The following is a 14,745-nucleotide window of genomic DNA, read 5'->3' on the forward strand; positions in this document are numbered from 1 at the left end:
CCGAGCCGGGCCGGCCCGGGTGAACAACTGCTCGACCTGCCGCATGGAGGCCCTTGACACGCCGATCCCTTCCCCCAGCCACTGTGCGGACCCCCGCCCGTGCTCGGGATCGGCAGAGGAAACAATGATCAGCAGCGGCACCAGCGTGGAACGGCTGATCATATGGCGCAGCGGCCCGAACCGAGATGAACGGTCCGCGGCACCGGAAGGCTTGATCGGCATGCCTGTCGACTACCACGTTCGGAACCCTTGCCGTGCGAGGGTGCAACGCAGAGATTCCTGGATAACCTGGAAGAACAAAGGGCTACCGGGCTCAGCGGGCTGCGACTGCCCGAGGGGGCGGCTCGTACCGGCCCGGATCAACGGCTCAGGAGGCAAGGCCATGATCCATTCAGCCGATATCCGCGAGTGGCGCAACCGCAGCGTCGTCGACCCGAAGGGCCACAAGATCGGCGTGCTCGAAGCGGTCTACGTCGACACCACCACCGACGAACCGGCCATGGCCACGGTCCGCACCGGACTCCCCACCCGTCATCACCTGGCCTTCGTCCCCCTCGACGAGGCGACCCTCGGACCGGACTACGTCAAGGTCTGCTACACCAAGACGCTGGTGAAGAAGGCGCCCTCGGTCGGCACGGACGACATCCTGCCCGCCGAGTCGGAGGAAGCGATCTTCCAGCACTACGACATGCCCTACCAGACGGGCGCAGGCGGCGAGCGGCAACTCGCGCGCCGCTGATCGCCCACGCTCAGCCACCCAAGGGAGGCGTACGTGTCATGGCCCTCTTCCTGTTTCTCCTTCTGGTCGCCGTCGTGCTGGGAATCATCGGAGTGGCCGCAGAAGGGGTGGGATACCTGCTGATCATCGGCATCGTGATCCTTGTAGCTGCGCTGGGCCTCATCGCCGTCCGCTGGTCCCAGCGCACCGGTCACCGCCCCCTCCGATAACTGACGACACCCTGTTCCCCCGTGGGGGCCCAGCCGTCGGGAGCCGTTCGGGGCCGACCCGCTCCCCGAGCCCCCCACCGCACAAGACCCACCGAACTCAACGCCCTTTGGCCCGTTCCCGAGAACGCCGGAAAAGTACCCTGCCAACCGGTCAGGACAACGCGTAAGGGCAGGTCAGAGGCACAGCAGACGCGCCCCGACCAGGCGCCTTCTAAGCGCTTGGCCGCAGGTTCGAGTCCTGCCGGGGGCGCCCTACTCACGGGCCGTTCGGTCGCCCGGCGGTATTCGGCCCGTCCCGCGGAAAGGAACCCCGTGCCGCTGCGCTGTGCCGTGCTGGACGACTTCCAGAAGGTGGCGACGGAACTCGCCGACTGGACGCCGGTCGCGGACGACGTGGAGGTCGTCTCCTTCACCGAGCACATCGCCGACGAGGACGAGCTGGCCGCCGCGCTCGGCGGGTTCGACATCGTCGTCACCCTGCGCGAACGCGTCGCCTTCCCGGCCTCGCTCCTCACGCGCCTGCCCCGGCTGAAACTGATCGTCGCCTCCGGGATGCGCAACAGCGTCATCGACTACGCCGCCGCCGAGGCGCGCGGCATCACCGTCTGCGGTACGGCCAGTTCCTCGACCCCGCCCGTCGAACTGACCTGGGCCCTCCTGCTGGGCCTGGCCCGCGGCATCGCCCCGGAGAGCAACGCGCTGCGCGCGGGCGGCCCTTGGCAGTCCACCGTGGGCGCCGACCTGCACGGCCGCCGGCTCGGGCTGCTCGGTCTGGGGAAGATCGGCAGCCGGGTGGCGCGCGTCGGCCTCGCCTTCGGCATGGACGTCACGGCCTGGAGCCAGAACCTCACCGCGGAGCGTGCGCGGGAGGTCGGCGTCCACCTGGCCGCCACCAAGGAGGAGTTGCTCGCGGAGAGCGACTTCGTCTCCGTCCACCTCGCCCTCGGCGACCGCACCCGCGGCTTGCTGGGCGCCCCCGAACTCGCCCTCCTCAAGCATACGGCCTACCTGGTCAACACCTCGCGCGCGGCGATCGTCGACCAGGACGCGCTGCTCGCCGCCCTGCGCGAGGGACGCATCGCGGGCGCGGGCCTCGACGTGTTCGACATCGAACCGCTGCCCGCCGACCACCCGCTGCGCACGGCCCCCCGCCTCCTGGCCACCCCCCACCTCGGTTACGTCACCGAGGCCAACTACCGCACGTACTACGGCCAGGCGGTCGAGAACATCCGGGCCTACCTCGCCGGCACCCCCGTACGCCGGCTGCCCTGACACCTCAGAAGCATCCCGGGCGCCCCCGTACGCCCGCCGCCCCGCAGCGCAGACGGTGCAGGCCCGCCTACCGCCTCAAGCAGCCAGCGCAGTCCGATAGACCCCCGCGCTCCGATGCAGATGGTGCAGGTCCACGAGATAGCGCCGCAGCGTCACATGGTCGACCTCCCCGTCCTCCTCGCACCAGGCGCGCAGCCGGTCGTCGACGGCCCGCTCCGGGTACTCCACGCCCGGTTCGAAGCTCTGCTCGGCGATGTGCCGGAGCACGAGCTTCTTACGGGTCCACTGCCGGGGCAGTCGCACCAGCCGGCCGTCCCGCACGAAGGTCCGCAGGGTCGGATCGCCACCGGCGTCCGGGGCAGCCTCCTGCGCCGCCCGCGCCCTGACCCGCTCCCGGAACGCGTCGTAGGCGACGCCCAGGGCCCCGCCGTCCCCGTCGGTCACCACGCCCTGCTCGCGCAGCCGCCGCAGGGCCGTCGCGGCCTCCCGCACCGTCAGGCCGGCCGTCTCGGCGGCCTCGGCCGGGGTGGCCGCCCCGAGCGCCACGGCGGCGAAGACGCGCGCCCGCTTCTCGTCGGTGAACAGGCGGATGAGTTCGTCGGTTGCCATGGCGCGGAGGCTACGGGACACCGCCGCACGGCCTAAAACGAATTTCCGGCCCACCCGCCGCCACCGGCCCGTTGCCGCCCTTCGACGTCCGGCGAGGGTGATCCGCGACCGGCCGCCCGTGACCACCGCTGAGCGGCGGCGTTGAAGGGAAAGTGCGGCGGCACGTCCTGCCGTCGCGCTCACCGATTCAGAAGGAGAACGTGATGTCTCGCATCGCGAAGGCTGCCGCAGTCGCCGTCGGCACCGGTGCCATGGTGGTCGGCGGGGCCGGCCTGGCCCTGGCGGACGCGGGCGCCCAGGGCAAGGCCGTCGGCTCGCCCGGCGTGCTGTCGGGCAATGTCATCCAGGTCCCGATCCACATCCCCGTCAACGTGTGCGGGAACACCGTCAACGTGATCGGTCTGCTGAACCCGGCCTTCGGCAACACCTGCGCCAACGTCAGCGACGGCCAGGACAAGAGCGGCGGCTACGGCTACGGCGACTGACCCTCGTCGACCGCACCCGTGAGCCCCGGCACTCCCCGAGCGCCGGGGCTCACCCCTGTGCCGGTCCCCGCCGGCGAACACCTCAGCCGTATCGGTAGATCCGCCCGACGTCCTCCAGCGCGTCCGGCGTCACGTCCCACGGCGGCAGCCTCTCGTGCCGGGCGACGACCCGGCCCCGCTGCCTGCTGCCCAGGGCGGGCGGTTTCGCGGGCAGATAGCGGGCCTGCGCCCCGTGCCGCCGCTGCCAGCGGCTCCACAGCAGGTCGACGAAGGCGTGGTGCAGCCAGAAGACCGGGTCGTTGACGGAGGCGCCGCCGACCATGTCCCCGCCGACCCAGCGGTGCACCCGGTTGTGGTTGCGCCAGGCGACCGGCCCGCGTCCGGCGCCCCACCCCTCCAGCTTGTTGCGGAACCCGTCGCGGACGGTGGAGTCCCAGGGCTCGGCGTCGTAGAGCGGATCGGCGAGCGCCCACTCCACGTCGTCCTCGGTCGGCAGCTCGATCGGATCGCGCACCCGCCCGAGGTCCCGGGCGAGGAACTTGCCGTCCGTGACGCTCTCCTTGATGGTCCAGTTGCCCTCCGCGTAGGCGAACGGCCCGGTCATCACCTGGCGGTCCGAGCGCCGCCCGGTGCCGCCGAGGAGGTCCGCCGTCCAGGGCGCGGACTTGGTGGTGCGGTCCTTCGTCCAGTCCCAGTACGGCAGGGTCACCGAGGAGTCGACCCGGCGCAGCGCCCGCTCCAGCTCCAGCAGGAACTGCCGGTGCCAGGGCAGGAAGGAGGGCGCCATGTGGGCCGTACGCAGTCCGCCCTCGCCGTCGGAGACGTAGTAGTCGATGTGCATTCGCACGAACTCGTCGTACTCGCCCCGCCGTTTGATCTCCAGCAACGCGTTGACGAAGCGCCGTCGTTCGGCGCGGGTCAGGGTGCTGACGTCCTTACGGATGTAGGCCATGGTCTCCCCCCGAGTGCGGATGTTCCGTTCCCGTCTCGCGCAGCCGCTCCCCCGGCCCGAGTTCGTCGACCGCCGCCCGGACCGCCTCCAGGGGGGTGTCGTACGAGCGGTAGTGGTCGACCATGCTCAGCCAGGTGCCGTCCGCGCGGCGCATCAGATGCAGCCGGCGGCCGTCCACCGTGATGTGCCACTCGGCGGGGCCGAGGGAGCGGGCCGCGGAGCTCTTGACGCCGCGGATGCGGCGGCCCCGGTAGGTCTCGTCGAAGACGAGGATTCCGGGGCTGTCCTGCGGGCGTGCGGGCCGGGAGGCGGCGACGACGGGCGCGAGCGCGAGGGCGCCGACTGCGGCGCCCAGTCCGCGCAACAGGTCCCGCCGCCGGCTGCGCACCGGACCGGGTCTCGCCTGGCCCTGCGCTCCGGGTTCCGCCCCCACTGCCAATCCGCCGACGCTGACGACCATCGTGTGCTCCTCGTCCGGTTCGGGTGTCCGTAGCGGTAACCGCCCGGCGGCCCGGACGGTGACGGAACGTGCTCCGAAAAGCCGACGGGCCCGGGCGTGGCGCCCGGGCCCGGTCCGCCGCCTGGGCCGCTACAGGCCCGGCCCCGTCACCAGCTCGGCGCCCGGCACGGTCTGCAGGACCGGCGTGAGTACGCCCACCTGCGGCAGCTTGGTCTCCGGCAGGCCGAAGCCCTCGGGGTTCGGCGGGGTCAGCGGGGCGTCCAGGGTCAGGCCCGGCGAGAGCGTGCGCAGGTCGGAGGCGGGGGCCTGGAGGCCGACGTGGTCGAAGTCGTCGCCGAGGACGTGCGGCAGCGGGGCGCGCAGCCCGGCGCCGGGCAGACCGCCGCTGACCGGCAGCTGCGGGATCACCCGCTCGGGGAGGAGCCGGCCCTCGACGTACTGCGGGCCCTCGGGCGCGCCGGGCATCGGCACCGGGATCTCGCCGCCCAGCTTGGGCAGTTCGATGTTGAGGGACTTCTCGACCCCGTCCAGCGGCACGGGGACGGGGACCGTGCTGACCGCGGCGGCGGGGGCGGCGGCGGCAACCGCGGCCGCGACGCCCGTGACGACGGCGGCAAGGGTTCCTCGGGTGGTCGGCTTCATCTCAGGTACGGTCCCTTCCAGGGTTCGGTGGATCGACGTCCGTACCGCACAACGACTCCGCAATCGCCACCAGCGCACAATTCGCCCGACTGCCGCAGTAGTACGACCTACGCCGGTCAGCCCGTCCAGAAGTCCCACCAGCGCGTCAGGACCAGCATCCCGACCACGCCGAGGTGCAGCACCGGCGGCACCCAGGTGAACTCGTCGAGGAACGACCGCAGCGGGCCGGGCACGGGCAGGAACCCCTGCCGTACGACGAGCGAGAGGACGTACCAGAACAGGACGATCGTGGCGACCCACGCCAGGCAGCACCACAGGCACGGCGCGTTGATCCGGTACAGCGACTCGAACTGCAGCCAGGAGACGAACCCGACCCCGAACAGGCAGCCGGCCAGGAAGGTGAGCCAGTACCAGCGGGGGAACGCCACCCCGGTGAGCAGGCTCATGCCGACGCAGATGACGATGCCGTAGGCGACCAGGCCCAGCATCGGGTTGGGGAACCCGAACGCCGAGGCCTGGTCGCTCTCCATGACGCTGCCGCAGGACACCACCGGGTTCAGGCTGCAGCCCGGGGTGAAGTCCGGGTCCTGAAGCAGCTTGAACTTGTCGATGGTGATGACCCAGGACGCCAGCAGCCCGGCGGCTCCCGTGATCACCAGCAGTGCGGCGAAGGCGCGACTGCTGCCCGCGGTGCGTGTCATCAGCCGCGCAGGCTGCGGGCGGGCAGGACGATGTGGGCGGCGGCGTCGAGGGTCTCCTCGGCGCCGGCGAAGGCGGCCAGCGCCTCCGGGGCGACCGGCTTGCCGGGCTCGGCCTCGGGCCAGGGGCGGGTGGTGAACACGAAGTAGGCGAAGCCGCGTTCCTCGACGGCGGCGAGCCACTCCGGCGGCGGGCTGCACTGGGCGTTGAAGCCGGGCATGTTGACGACGGCCGAGCCGGACTCGACGAGCAGGCTGACCGGCAGGCTGGGCCGGGCGGCGCCGTCGACGAGTTCGCCGCCGACGGGCAGGCCGTTGTTCTCCAGCAGCGCTTCGACGGCCTGGGCCGAGGCCTCCGGGCCCGCCTCGCCGTCGCCGAGGGTGTAGGCGAGGAGGTAGGGCATGTCGCCGTCGGGGGCCTCACCGCTCCAGGCCATCACGACGAGCGTGCCCAGGTCGGCGGCGCGGTAGGCGCGGGTTTCGCTTGAGGTTGAGGTCACCGCGCGACCGTATCGACTCCCCGGAAGGCCCCCGGGCCCGTTCTCACTCGACCGGGGGAGCGCCCGCGGCCTGTCCACACGAACGAGGGACGCCGCCTCGAACAGCGGCCGGGCCACGACGCCGAGGGCCGATTCCGCGTGTCACGGAATCGGCCCTTTCGGCGCGGGGCGCGGGAATTCGGGAGGAATTCAGCTCTGGAGGGGCAGCCCGCCGAGCAGGCCACCGCTGGAGTTCAGGGCGGTGGTGGCGCCCTTCACGGTGTTGAGCACGGAGTCCTTGTTCTCGGTGTCGAGCGCGTTGGACTGGTTCTGCAGCGGCATCACGTCCAGGGGCCCCTTGGTGAGCGTGTTCACGGCGCCGTTGAGGCTGGTGGGCGTGAGGTCGGCGGTGTTGTAGGCGAACGCGGGTGCGGCGGCACCGGCGATGGCCAGGGAACCGGCAACGACAGCGGCAGCCTTCAGGGACTTCATCGTGGTCCTTTCTTTCCGGCAACTCATGTCACCAGAGGGAATTCTGACGCCGTGCCTAACGACGTTCCCGCTGGCCGGAAACCCCGGGGCGCGTAATTGGGCTTTCATGAAAAAGCGTTGCGCCGGTCTCCGTGGGAGACCGGCGCGACGTTCTTCGCTGACGGCTGCTCAGCGGGTGGGCAGCAGACCGCCCGTGGGCAGGGCGGGCGGTGCCACCGGCAGGGCGGGCGGGGAGACGGGCAGGGCGGGCGGGGAGACCGGGAGGTCCACCGGCAGGCTCGGCAGCGGCGGCAGGCCGGGCAGGTCCGGTACGGGCAGTCCGCCGCCGAGGAGCGTGGCGGCGACGACGTTGACCAGGCCGGTGAGTACGCCCGTCACGGCCGGGACGACCTGGCCGACGTCCCCGGAGGTGACGGCGGCGAGCAGCGTGTCGACCGCCTTCTGGAGGGCGGCGAGGGCGTCGGCGACCAGGTCGGCGGGGAGCGCGGCCGCCGGCGCCTTGGAGTCGCCGCTCTTGGTGAGCGTGGGCAGTGCGGGCAGCGCGGCTACGGGGTCGGCGGGCAGCGCGGCCACCGGGTCGGCCGGCAGGGCGGCGACGGGATCGGCGGGGAGGGCCGGTGTTTCGGGCAGAGCGGGTGTCTCCGGGAGCGCCGGCGTCTCGGGCAGCGCCGGCGTCTCGGGCAGGGCCGGCGTCTCGGGCAGCGCCGGCGTCTCGGGCAGGGCCGGCGTCTCCGGCAGCGTGGGCGGGGTGACCGGTGCGGCCTCGGTGGCCTTGGCGATGGCCTCCTTCACGGCGTCGCCGAGCTCGGCCGCGTCCGCGGCCGGCAGTTGGCCGTCGTCGGCCTTGAGTACGGCTTCCACCAGGTCGGTGACCGGGGTGAGCACGCCGCCGACGTCGCCCAGGGCCTTGGCCTGGGCGAGGAGCGCGTCCGCGCCGGGGACGGGCGCGTTGGCCACCGCCTCGATGCGCTCGCGCTGGGAGTCGGCGGCGACCGCGGCGGGCGCGGCGAGTCCGACGAGGACGGCGGCGCTGAGTGCGGCGGACGCGATACGCCGTGCGGGCAGAGCACGCATGGGACATTACCTTTCGGTGTGGGACAAACCTGTCCCCACCGTGAAAGCGTCCAACGCGCTCCGCAACCGAACGAACCCGCTGAGTGACCATCCGTCGTCCGCGTCGCCGCTGGTGGGACGGCCTGTCAAGCGCCACACGCCCCTTCGGCTCCCCCATCCCCCATTCGGGGCAACGCGAACCGGCCGCTCCGCCGTGATGGAACCACGGGGGAGCGGCCGGGAAAGGGGCTCGCTGCGACGTCAGTCGTTGACGCAGGTGTTGCCGAACGCCGGGTTCAGCAGGCCGATCAGGTTGGCGGTGTTGCCGCAGACGTTGACCGGGACGTGGACCGGGACCTGGGCGACGTTGCCCGACAGCACGCCCGGGGAGTGGGCGGCGGCGGCGTGCGCGTCACTGTCGGCGGCGGCGACACCGGCGCCGCCCGCAACGGCCGCGGCGGCAACGGACGTAAGGACCAGGCCCTTCGCGATACGCGACATGGAGAGGTGCTCCTTGGGGTTGACACAAACACCCGGGCGGGGATGCCCGGCGCTGTGTCAACGCGCGGCGCCCACCGGGGTTGTGCCGCCAATGGGGTGATCTGCCGACGGGCCCGGCTTCACCAATCCGACACACTTGTCATCTTTCGCCGGATTAATACGGATAGCGACTAGAGTTGCGGACCTCCTGACGCACCCCTATTGCAAGCAAATCGCACCTTTTCCGAATCGCCATCCGTTCCGAAAGGGCACCGCCGGTCATGCGCCATTCCCCGGGTCCGCCGTCGCGCCGCGCGACGGCGGACGTCCCGAACTCGACGACCGGCGGGCCGGGAGCGGCTCCGGCGGAGCGTGCGCCCGCGCAGGAGAACATCCCCGGCCACGACCGCGACGTGTTCGAACGGGAACCGGCGCTGCGGTCCGGTGGTGACCAGCCGGCCTTCCGGCTCGTTTCCCAGCAGGACGCGGCGTGGACCGGCGGGCACTTCGTCGCCGTCGACGCCCAGCAGTGAGGCGCGTTCCCGCCCGTCCCGAGCGACATCCGTGAGCGAGGAAACCGCGCAATGCACCTGTCAGCCACCGACCCTCCGCCGCGGGTCCTGCACCTCACCCAGCCCGTGGACGGCGGGGTCGCGCGGGTCGTGACCGATCTGGCCCGGGCCCAGCTCGCGGCCGGTCTGCACGTCACCGTCGCCTGCCCGGACAGCGGTCTGAGCGCCGCGCTGCGGGCTCTGGGCGCCGACGTACGGCACTGGGCCGCGACCCGGTCCCCGGGCCCGACACTCGTTCGAGAGGTACGTCGTCTCGCGCGCGTGATCGAGGACGTGGGGCCCGAGCTGGTGCACGCGCACAGCGCCAAGGCCGGTCTCGCCGGGCGGCTCGCCGTGCGGGGCCGGATCCCGACCGTGTTCCAGCCGCACGCCTGGTCGTTCGAGGCGGTCGGCGGGCCCATGGCGGCCCTCGCCCTGAACTGGGAGCGGCGCGGGGCGCGTTGGGCCTCCCGGACGGTGTGCGTGAGCGAGGCGGAGCGCGCGACCGGGCTGCGCGCCGGGATTCGCACCGAGTGGTCGGTGATCCCCAACGGCATCGACCCGGAGCGCTACCACCCCGCCGCCGACGGCACCGTACGCACCGGGCTGCTGCCGGACGTCGACCCGCGGGCGCCGTTGGTGGTGTGCGTGGGGCGGCTGTGCCGGCAGAAGGGGCAGGACCTGCTGCTCCAGGCGTGGGCCTCGGTGCTGCGCCGGGTTCCCGAAGCCCGTCTGGTACTGGTCGGCGACGGTCCGGACCGGGCCGCGCTGAAGGCCCGCGCGCCCCGGTCGGTGCTGTTCGCGGGGGCCGTCGCCGACGCCGCCCCCTGGTACCAGGCCGCCGACCTGGTCGTCCTGCCCTCGCGCTGGGAGGGCATGGCGCTCGCCCCGTTGGAGGCCATGGCCTGCGGGCGGCCCGTGGTGGTGACGGACGTGGACGGCGCCCGGGAGAGCCTGCCGCCCTCCCTCGCGCCGCACTGCCTGGTGCCGCCGCGGGACCCGGCGCGGCTGGCCGACGCCGTCGCCGGGCTGCTCGGCGATCCGCTGCTGTGCGAGTCGCTCGGCCACCAAGGACGCCGGCACGTCCTGTCCACGCACGACGTGCGGCACACCGCCGAGCGGGTCGCGGGCGTCTACCGCGACCTGCTCGGACGGGAAGTGCCCACCGAGTACAGGGAGTCCATCCACTCGTGACCGCCGAAAGCACCGTCCCCTCGCCCGGCGGGCAGCCACGGGATCTCGGTTTCTCGCCCGTCTCGGTCATGCCGTCGCGCCGCACCGCAGCCGGCTTCCGCTTCCCCGCGCGCAGACCCCGCCCGCGCCCCGCCTCGCCGCTGCCGCTGCTCGCCGCCGACGGCGCCGCCGCCTGCGCCGGCGCCCTGGTCCTGGGCCGCCCGGTCCTGGTCGGCCTGCTGGTGGCCGCGTCGCTGCTGCTGCGCCCGCACCTGCCCCGGCCCACCACCGGCGTGCTCGACGAACTGCCCGCGGTCTGCGGCCGGATCGTCGTCGCCTGGCTGGCGCTGGCGGCCGCGGTGGCCGCGTACGCACCCCAGCAGGCGCTCTCCGCCCGCACCCTGGCCCTCGGCGTCCTGCTCCAGTCGACGGCGAGCTGCACGGGCCGCGGCCTGGTGCACTGGCGGCGGCGCGTCGTCCTGCGGGACCGCCCGCGCGCCGCGCTCGTCGTCGGACCGGCGGCGACCGCGCAGCGCGTGGCCGCCGCGGTGCTGCGCCATCCGCGCTGCGGGGTGCGCCCGGTGGGCGTCGTGGCCGAGGACCCGGACGGCGCCGAGGGCCTGCCCGTGCTGACGACCGGCGGGGAGGTCGAGCGGGCGCTCATCCAGAACGGCGTACGCGACGTGCTGGCCGTGCATCCGTCCGTACGGTCCGAACAGGCGCCGCTGCTGCGGGCGCTGGCCGAGTCGGGCTGCACGGTGTGGGAGGTCGACGCGGACTCCCCCGCCTACGGCAGCCGCGCCCAGCTCGCCGGGTTCGCCTGCCGGCGCCTGGACCTGGGGACGGCACGGCGGCGCGGCAGTGCCGGCAAGCGGCTGCTGGACGTGACCGTCTCGGGGACGCTGCTGCTGCTGGTCAGCCCGCTGCTGCTGGTGTGCGCGCTGGTGCTGCGGCTGACCGGCGGACCCGGCGTGGTCTTCCGGCAGGAGCGCATCGGCAAGGACGGGCGCCCCTTCACGCTGCTGAAGTTCCGCACCCACCGCCCGGTCGACGAGCACGAGGCGGCGACCCGCTGGAGCGTGGCCGGCGAGGTCCGCATGTCGTGGTTCTGCCGCTTCCTGCGCCGCACCTCGCTGGACGAGCTGCTCCAGCTGTGGAACGTCCTGCGCGGCGACATGAGCCTGGTCGGCCCGCGCCCCGAACGCCCGTACTTCGTCGCGCAGTTCGGCCAGACCTACCCCGGCTACGCGGCCCGCCACCGGATGCAGACCGGCATCACCGGCCTGGCCCAGATCCAGGGACTGCGCGGTGACACCTCCATCGAGGACCGGGCGCGGTTCGACAACGCCTACATCGACAACTGGTCGCTGTGGCAGGACGTGTGCATCCTGCTGCGCACGGCGGCCGCGCTCGTGCGCCCGACGGGGAGCTGAACCGATGACCAGCCTCGCACTGACCGCGCCGCGCGCCCGGTCCCTCTCCCCGGTGCTGCCGGTGGCGGCCGTCATCGCCGTGCTCGGGCTGCCGCTCGGGCCCGGCGGCGAGGGCGGCGCCGGCCCGGCCGACGCGCTCTCCGCGCTGGCGGTGCTGTACTGCGCGATCCGGCTGCTGCGGGACCGGCGGCGCCCGCTGTCCCGTACGGCGGCCGTGGTGCTGGGCCTGCCCGTGGTGGGGCTCGCGGTCGCGGCCGTGGGGGCGTCGTCTCCGGGGGCCGGACTGGCCGGGATGGGCCGGTACCTCCAGGTGTTCGTGCTGGTCCCGGCGGCCGTGCTGCTGCTGGTCCGGCACCGCGCCGACTTCCGGCTGCTGGCCTGGACGTTCGTGGGGCTCGCCGGCTGGCAGGGGGCCGTCGGCGTGCACCAGTACGTCACCGGGACCGGCGCCTCCTACCAGGGCGAGACGATCCGCGCGGTCGGCACCTTCGGCGCGCAGGACGTGATGGGGATGGCGACGGTCGTCTCCTTCGGGCTGGTGTGCGCGGTGGGCCTGGCGCTGGGCCACGCGCCGCTGCGGCAGCGCGCGGTCGCCGCCGCCTGCGCGGTGGCGCTGCTGCTGCCGCTCGCGCTGTCCTTCAGCCGGGGCGCGTGGATCGCGACCGCGCTCACGTGCACGGTGCAGCTCGCGCTCGCCGGGATGCGCCGCGCGCTGAAGGTGGGCGCGGTGGTGGCGGCGGCCGGGGTGATCCTGGTGGGCGGGTTCGGGATCGGCACGGCGATGCTCCAGGAGCGGATCAGCAGCATCACCCAGGTCACCGACGCGCCCGACCAGTCCGTCACCGACCGGTACACGATGTGGGCGGCGGCCGTCGGCATGTGGCGCGAACAGCCGCTGACCGGCGTGGGGTTGAAGGGCTTCCCCGAGCACCGGGACGCGCACGCCTCGCTCGCGCTGTCCTCGGGCAGCGACACCGAGGGCGCGGGTGCCGCGTACGTGAAGCAGCCGCTGCTGTCCCCGCACAACATGTACCTGCTGATCCTCGCCGAGCAGGGCCTGATCGGCCTGCTGGCCCTCGCGGGCGGCTGGCTGGCGCTGCTGGTGTGCGCGCTGCGCAAGGTCGTGCGGCGCGCCCCCGGCCTCGACTGCGGCCTCGTCGCCACCGGCCTGCTGACCTGGCTGCTCGTCGACTTCGCCTACGCCGACATCGGCGGCCCCTCCACCGTGCTGACCGCGGTCTGCCTCGGCCTGGCGGGGTGGTGGGGGCTGAGCGGCACCTCGGGCGAGGCCGCGGCACGATGACGGTGACGCCTCCTCGGACCGGCGCCGACGGTGCGGTGACGCTGCCGCCGGCGCGTTCCGGTGACCCGGGGCCGGTCCAGGACCACGCCGAACTCGCCCCCGTGTCGCGCAAGTTCCTCGCCCGCGCCACCCTGGTCACCGCCGTGCTGTCGATCGCCGGCGCGCTGCTCGGGCTCGCCCGGGACCAGGCGCTGGCCCGGCTGTTCGGGGCCGGGAGCGAGACGGACGCGTTCCTCGTGGCGTGGACGGTGCCGGAGTTCGCCTCGACGCTGCTGATCGAGGACGGCCTCGCCTTCGCGCTGGTCCCGGCGTTCAGCCTGGCGCTCGCCCGCCGCGCGCAGGGCGCCCCCGGTGATCCGGTGCGGTCCCTGGTCGCCACCACACTGCCCCGGCTCACGCTCGCCCTGGTCGGCGCCGCAGCCCTGGTCGTCGCGGGCGCCCCCTACCTGGTCGAGGCGCTCGCCCCCGGGCTGCCCGATCCGGCGCTCGCCGTGGACTGCACCCGGCTGACGGCGACCTGCGTGCTCAGCTTCGGTCTCGCCGGGTACTGCAGCGCGGCGCTGCGGGCACACCGGCGGTTCCTGGCGCCGGCCGCGATCTACGTGGCGTACAACACCGGCATCATCACGGCGATGTTCGTCCTCGGCGGCCACTGGGGCGTGCGCTCGGCGGCCGTGGGTGTCGCGGTGGGCGGCGTCCTGATGTTCGCCGTTCAACTCCCCTTCCTGCTGAGGCAGTTGCGGCGCAAGGCGGCCGTGACCGAGCAGCCGGGCCCCGCGGACGGGCAGGCCGTCACCCTCGCCCTGGTCGCGACCGTGCTGCTGTTCGCGCTCTGCCGCCAGTCCCAGGTCCTCATCGAACGCTTCCTCGCCTCCACCCTGCCCGCCGGGTCCATCTCGCACCTGAACTACGCGCAGAAGGTGGCCCAGATCCCGATGACGCTGTCGCTGATGCTGTGCACGGTCACCTTCCCGGTGGTGGCGCGGGCGCTGGCCGAGGGCGACGTGGAGCGGGCCCGCACCCGAGTGGAGCGGGATCTGGCGCTGGCCGCGTGCGTGGTGCTGGTGGGCGCCGCGACGGTGATCGCCTGCGCACCGCAGATCGTCGAAGTCCTCTTCCAGCGCGGCGCGTTCACCGCGAAGGACACCGCCGCGACCGCGGGCGTGATGCGCGTCTACGCCCTCGGCCTGCTCGGCCAGACCCTGGTCGGCGCCCTGGTCCGCTCGTACTTCTCGGCGGGCCGCCCCACCTGGTTCCCGGTCGCGGTGATGACCGTCGGCATCGTGGTGACGTCCTGGGTCGGCGTCTGGACCGTGCGCCCCTGGGGCGTCTGCGGGATCGCCGCCGCCAACGCCGCCGGCATCACCGTCACCGCCGTCCTGCTGCTCGCGGGCATGGGCGAGCGGCGCAGCGTCCCGATCCGCGTCCGTCGGGTGCTGCACGAGCTGAGCCGGCCCGTGCGCGCGGCGGCGGTCGCGACGGTGGCCGGGGCCTTCGTCGCCGCCCGCTTCGACTCCGCCCTGCCCGGTCTCGCCGCCGGTGGAGCGACGGTGGTCGCCGTCTTCGTCCTGCTCGGCCGGGCCCTCGGCGCCCAAGGGCTGGGCTCTGTCACCGCACTCCCGTCCGCCCTGCGACGCCTGGCCCGCACGCTCTCCGCGCTGCCGATCCGTCCGCGCGGCTCCGCCGGGAGAACGGCCCGGCGTCCTGCGGCCGGG

The 14,745-nt window shown here is 73.6% G+C and carries 17 protein-coding genes, 1 tRNA gene and 2 pseudogenes; 10 read left to right on the forward strand and 10 right to left on the reverse strand.

Going from position 1 to position 14,745, the window contains the following annotated elements; translation table 11 throughout:
* Positions 1-222, reverse strand: a pseudogene (locus tag ICC28_RS40880) (ribonuclease BN); the annotation flags it as partial.
* A gap of 160 nt (positions 223-382) precedes the next feature.
* Between ICC28_RS40880 and ICC28_RS35895 the strand changes: the two are divergent.
* From ICC28_RS35895 to ICC28_RS35910, 4 genes are all read left to right on the forward strand, one after another.
* Positions 383-739, forward strand: a complete 357-nt coding sequence (locus ICC28_RS35895; RefSeq protein ID WP_188293019.1) for a PRC-barrel domain-containing protein — start codon at positions 383-385, stop codon at positions 737-739.
* 38 nt (positions 740-777) lie between these two features.
* Entirely contained in the window at positions 778-948 is a 171-nt protein-coding gene (locus ICC28_RS35900; RefSeq protein ID WP_188293020.1) for a hypothetical protein, read from the forward strand.
* 171 nt (positions 949-1,119) lie between these two features.
* Positions 1,120-1,195, forward strand: a tRNA-Arg gene (locus ICC28_RS35905).
* A gap of 65 nt (positions 1,196-1,260) precedes the next feature.
* Entirely contained in the window at positions 1,261-2,220 is a 960-nt protein-coding gene (locus ICC28_RS35910) for a D-2-hydroxyacid dehydrogenase family protein (protein ID WP_188293021.1), read from the forward strand.
* A gap of 75 nt (positions 2,221-2,295) precedes the next feature.
* Here the strand turns inward: ICC28_RS35910 and ICC28_RS35915 are convergent, their stop codons facing one another.
* Entirely contained in the window at positions 2,296-2,829 is a 534-nt protein-coding gene (locus tag ICC28_RS35915) for a DUF2087 domain-containing protein (RefSeq protein WP_188293022.1), read from the reverse strand.
* Positions 2,830-3,032: 203 nt separating this feature from the next.
* On the opposite strand from ICC28_RS35915, the gene ICC28_RS35920 reads away from it, so the two are divergent.
* A complete protein-coding gene (locus ICC28_RS35920) occupies positions 3,033-3,314 on the forward strand; it encodes a chaplin (protein WP_188293023.1) in 282 nt (93 codons plus the stop codon).
* An 82-nt stretch (positions 3,315-3,396) separates the two neighbouring features.
* On the opposite strand, the gene ICC28_RS35925 is transcribed toward ICC28_RS35920, so the two are convergent.
* From ICC28_RS35925 to chpG, 8 genes are all read right to left on the reverse strand, one after another.
* Positions 3,397-4,266: a tyrosinase family protein gene (locus ICC28_RS35925; RefSeq protein ID WP_188293024.1), complete on the reverse strand. Its 870-nt coding sequence runs from the start codon at positions 4,264-4,266 to the stop codon at positions 3,397-3,399.
* Positions 4,250-4,726 (reverse strand): tyrosinase family oxidase copper chaperone, encoded by a 477-nt coding sequence (locus tag ICC28_RS35930; protein WP_188293025.1) that lies wholly within the window; start codon positions 4,724-4,726, stop codon positions 4,250-4,252. The genes ICC28_RS35925 and ICC28_RS35930 overlap by 17 nt, the downstream gene beginning before the upstream one ends.
* 129 nt (positions 4,727-4,855) lie before the next feature.
* On the reverse strand, positions 4,856-5,368 hold the full coding sequence (locus ICC28_RS35935) for a hypothetical protein (RefSeq protein ID WP_188293026.1): 513 nt from the start codon (positions 5,366-5,368) through the stop codon (positions 4,856-4,858).
* Positions 5,369-5,484: 116 nt separating this feature from the next.
* On the reverse strand, positions 5,485-6,069 hold the full coding sequence (locus tag ICC28_RS35940; protein WP_188293027.1) for a vitamin K epoxide reductase family protein: 585 nt from the start codon (positions 6,067-6,069) through the stop codon (positions 5,485-5,487).
* Complete coding sequence (locus tag ICC28_RS35945; RefSeq protein ID WP_188293028.1) at positions 6,069-6,566, reverse strand: DUF5949 family protein; 498 nt, start codon at positions 6,564-6,566, stop codon at positions 6,069-6,071. The genes ICC28_RS35940 and ICC28_RS35945 overlap by 1 nt, the downstream gene beginning before the upstream one ends.
* Positions 6,567-6,755: 189 nt before the next feature.
* Positions 6,756-7,037, reverse strand: coding sequence for a hypothetical protein (locus tag ICC28_RS35950; protein WP_188293029.1), 282 nt, complete (start codon positions 7,035-7,037; stop codon positions 6,756-6,758).
* Positions 7,038-7,205: 168 nt separating this feature from the next.
* A complete protein-coding gene (locus ICC28_RS35955; protein WP_188293030.1) occupies positions 7,206-8,111 on the reverse strand; it encodes a hypothetical protein in 906 nt (301 codons plus the stop codon).
* A gap of 240 nt (positions 8,112-8,351) precedes the next feature.
* Positions 8,352-8,591 (reverse strand): chaplin ChpG, encoded by a 240-nt coding sequence (chpG, locus tag ICC28_RS35960; protein ID WP_188293031.1) that lies wholly within the window; start codon positions 8,589-8,591, stop codon positions 8,352-8,354.
* 260 nt (positions 8,592-8,851) lie between these two features.
* On the opposite strand from chpG, the gene ICC28_RS35965 reads away from it, so the two are divergent.
* The 5 genes and pseudogenes from ICC28_RS35965 to murJ all read left to right on the forward strand — a co-directional run.
* Complete coding sequence (locus ICC28_RS35965) at positions 8,852-9,103, forward strand: hypothetical protein (RefSeq protein WP_188293032.1); 252 nt, start codon at positions 8,852-8,854, stop codon at positions 9,101-9,103.
* A gap of 51 nt (positions 9,104-9,154) precedes the next feature.
* Positions 9,155-10,315: a glycosyltransferase gene (locus ICC28_RS35970; RefSeq protein WP_188293033.1), complete on the forward strand. Its 1,161-nt coding sequence runs from the start codon at positions 9,155-9,157 to the stop codon at positions 10,313-10,315.
* Positions 10,312-11,727, forward strand: a complete 1,416-nt coding sequence (locus ICC28_RS35975) for an exopolysaccharide biosynthesis polyprenyl glycosylphosphotransferase (protein ID WP_188293034.1) — start codon at positions 10,312-10,314, stop codon at positions 11,725-11,727. The genes ICC28_RS35970 and ICC28_RS35975 overlap by 4 nt, the downstream gene beginning before the upstream one ends.
* Positions 11,728-11,731: 4 nt before the next feature.
* The gene (locus ICC28_RS35980) at positions 11,732-13,030 is read left to right on the forward strand and encodes an O-antigen ligase family protein (protein WP_188293035.1); all 1,299 of its coding nucleotides are present in this window, start codon (positions 11,732-11,734) and stop codon (positions 13,028-13,030) included.
* A pseudogene (gene murJ, locus ICC28_RS40885) lies at positions 13,027-14,685 on the forward strand (murein biosynthesis integral membrane protein MurJ); the annotation flags it as partial. The gene ICC28_RS35980 and the pseudogene murJ, both read left to right, overlap by 4 nt.
* Between the last annotated feature and the right edge of the window lie 60 nt (positions 14,686-14,745).

The sequence above is a fragment of the Streptomyces sp. TRM68416 genome (assembly GCF_014596915.1).
Lineage (GTDB): Bacteria > Actinomycetota > Actinomycetes > Streptomycetales > Streptomycetaceae > Streptomyces.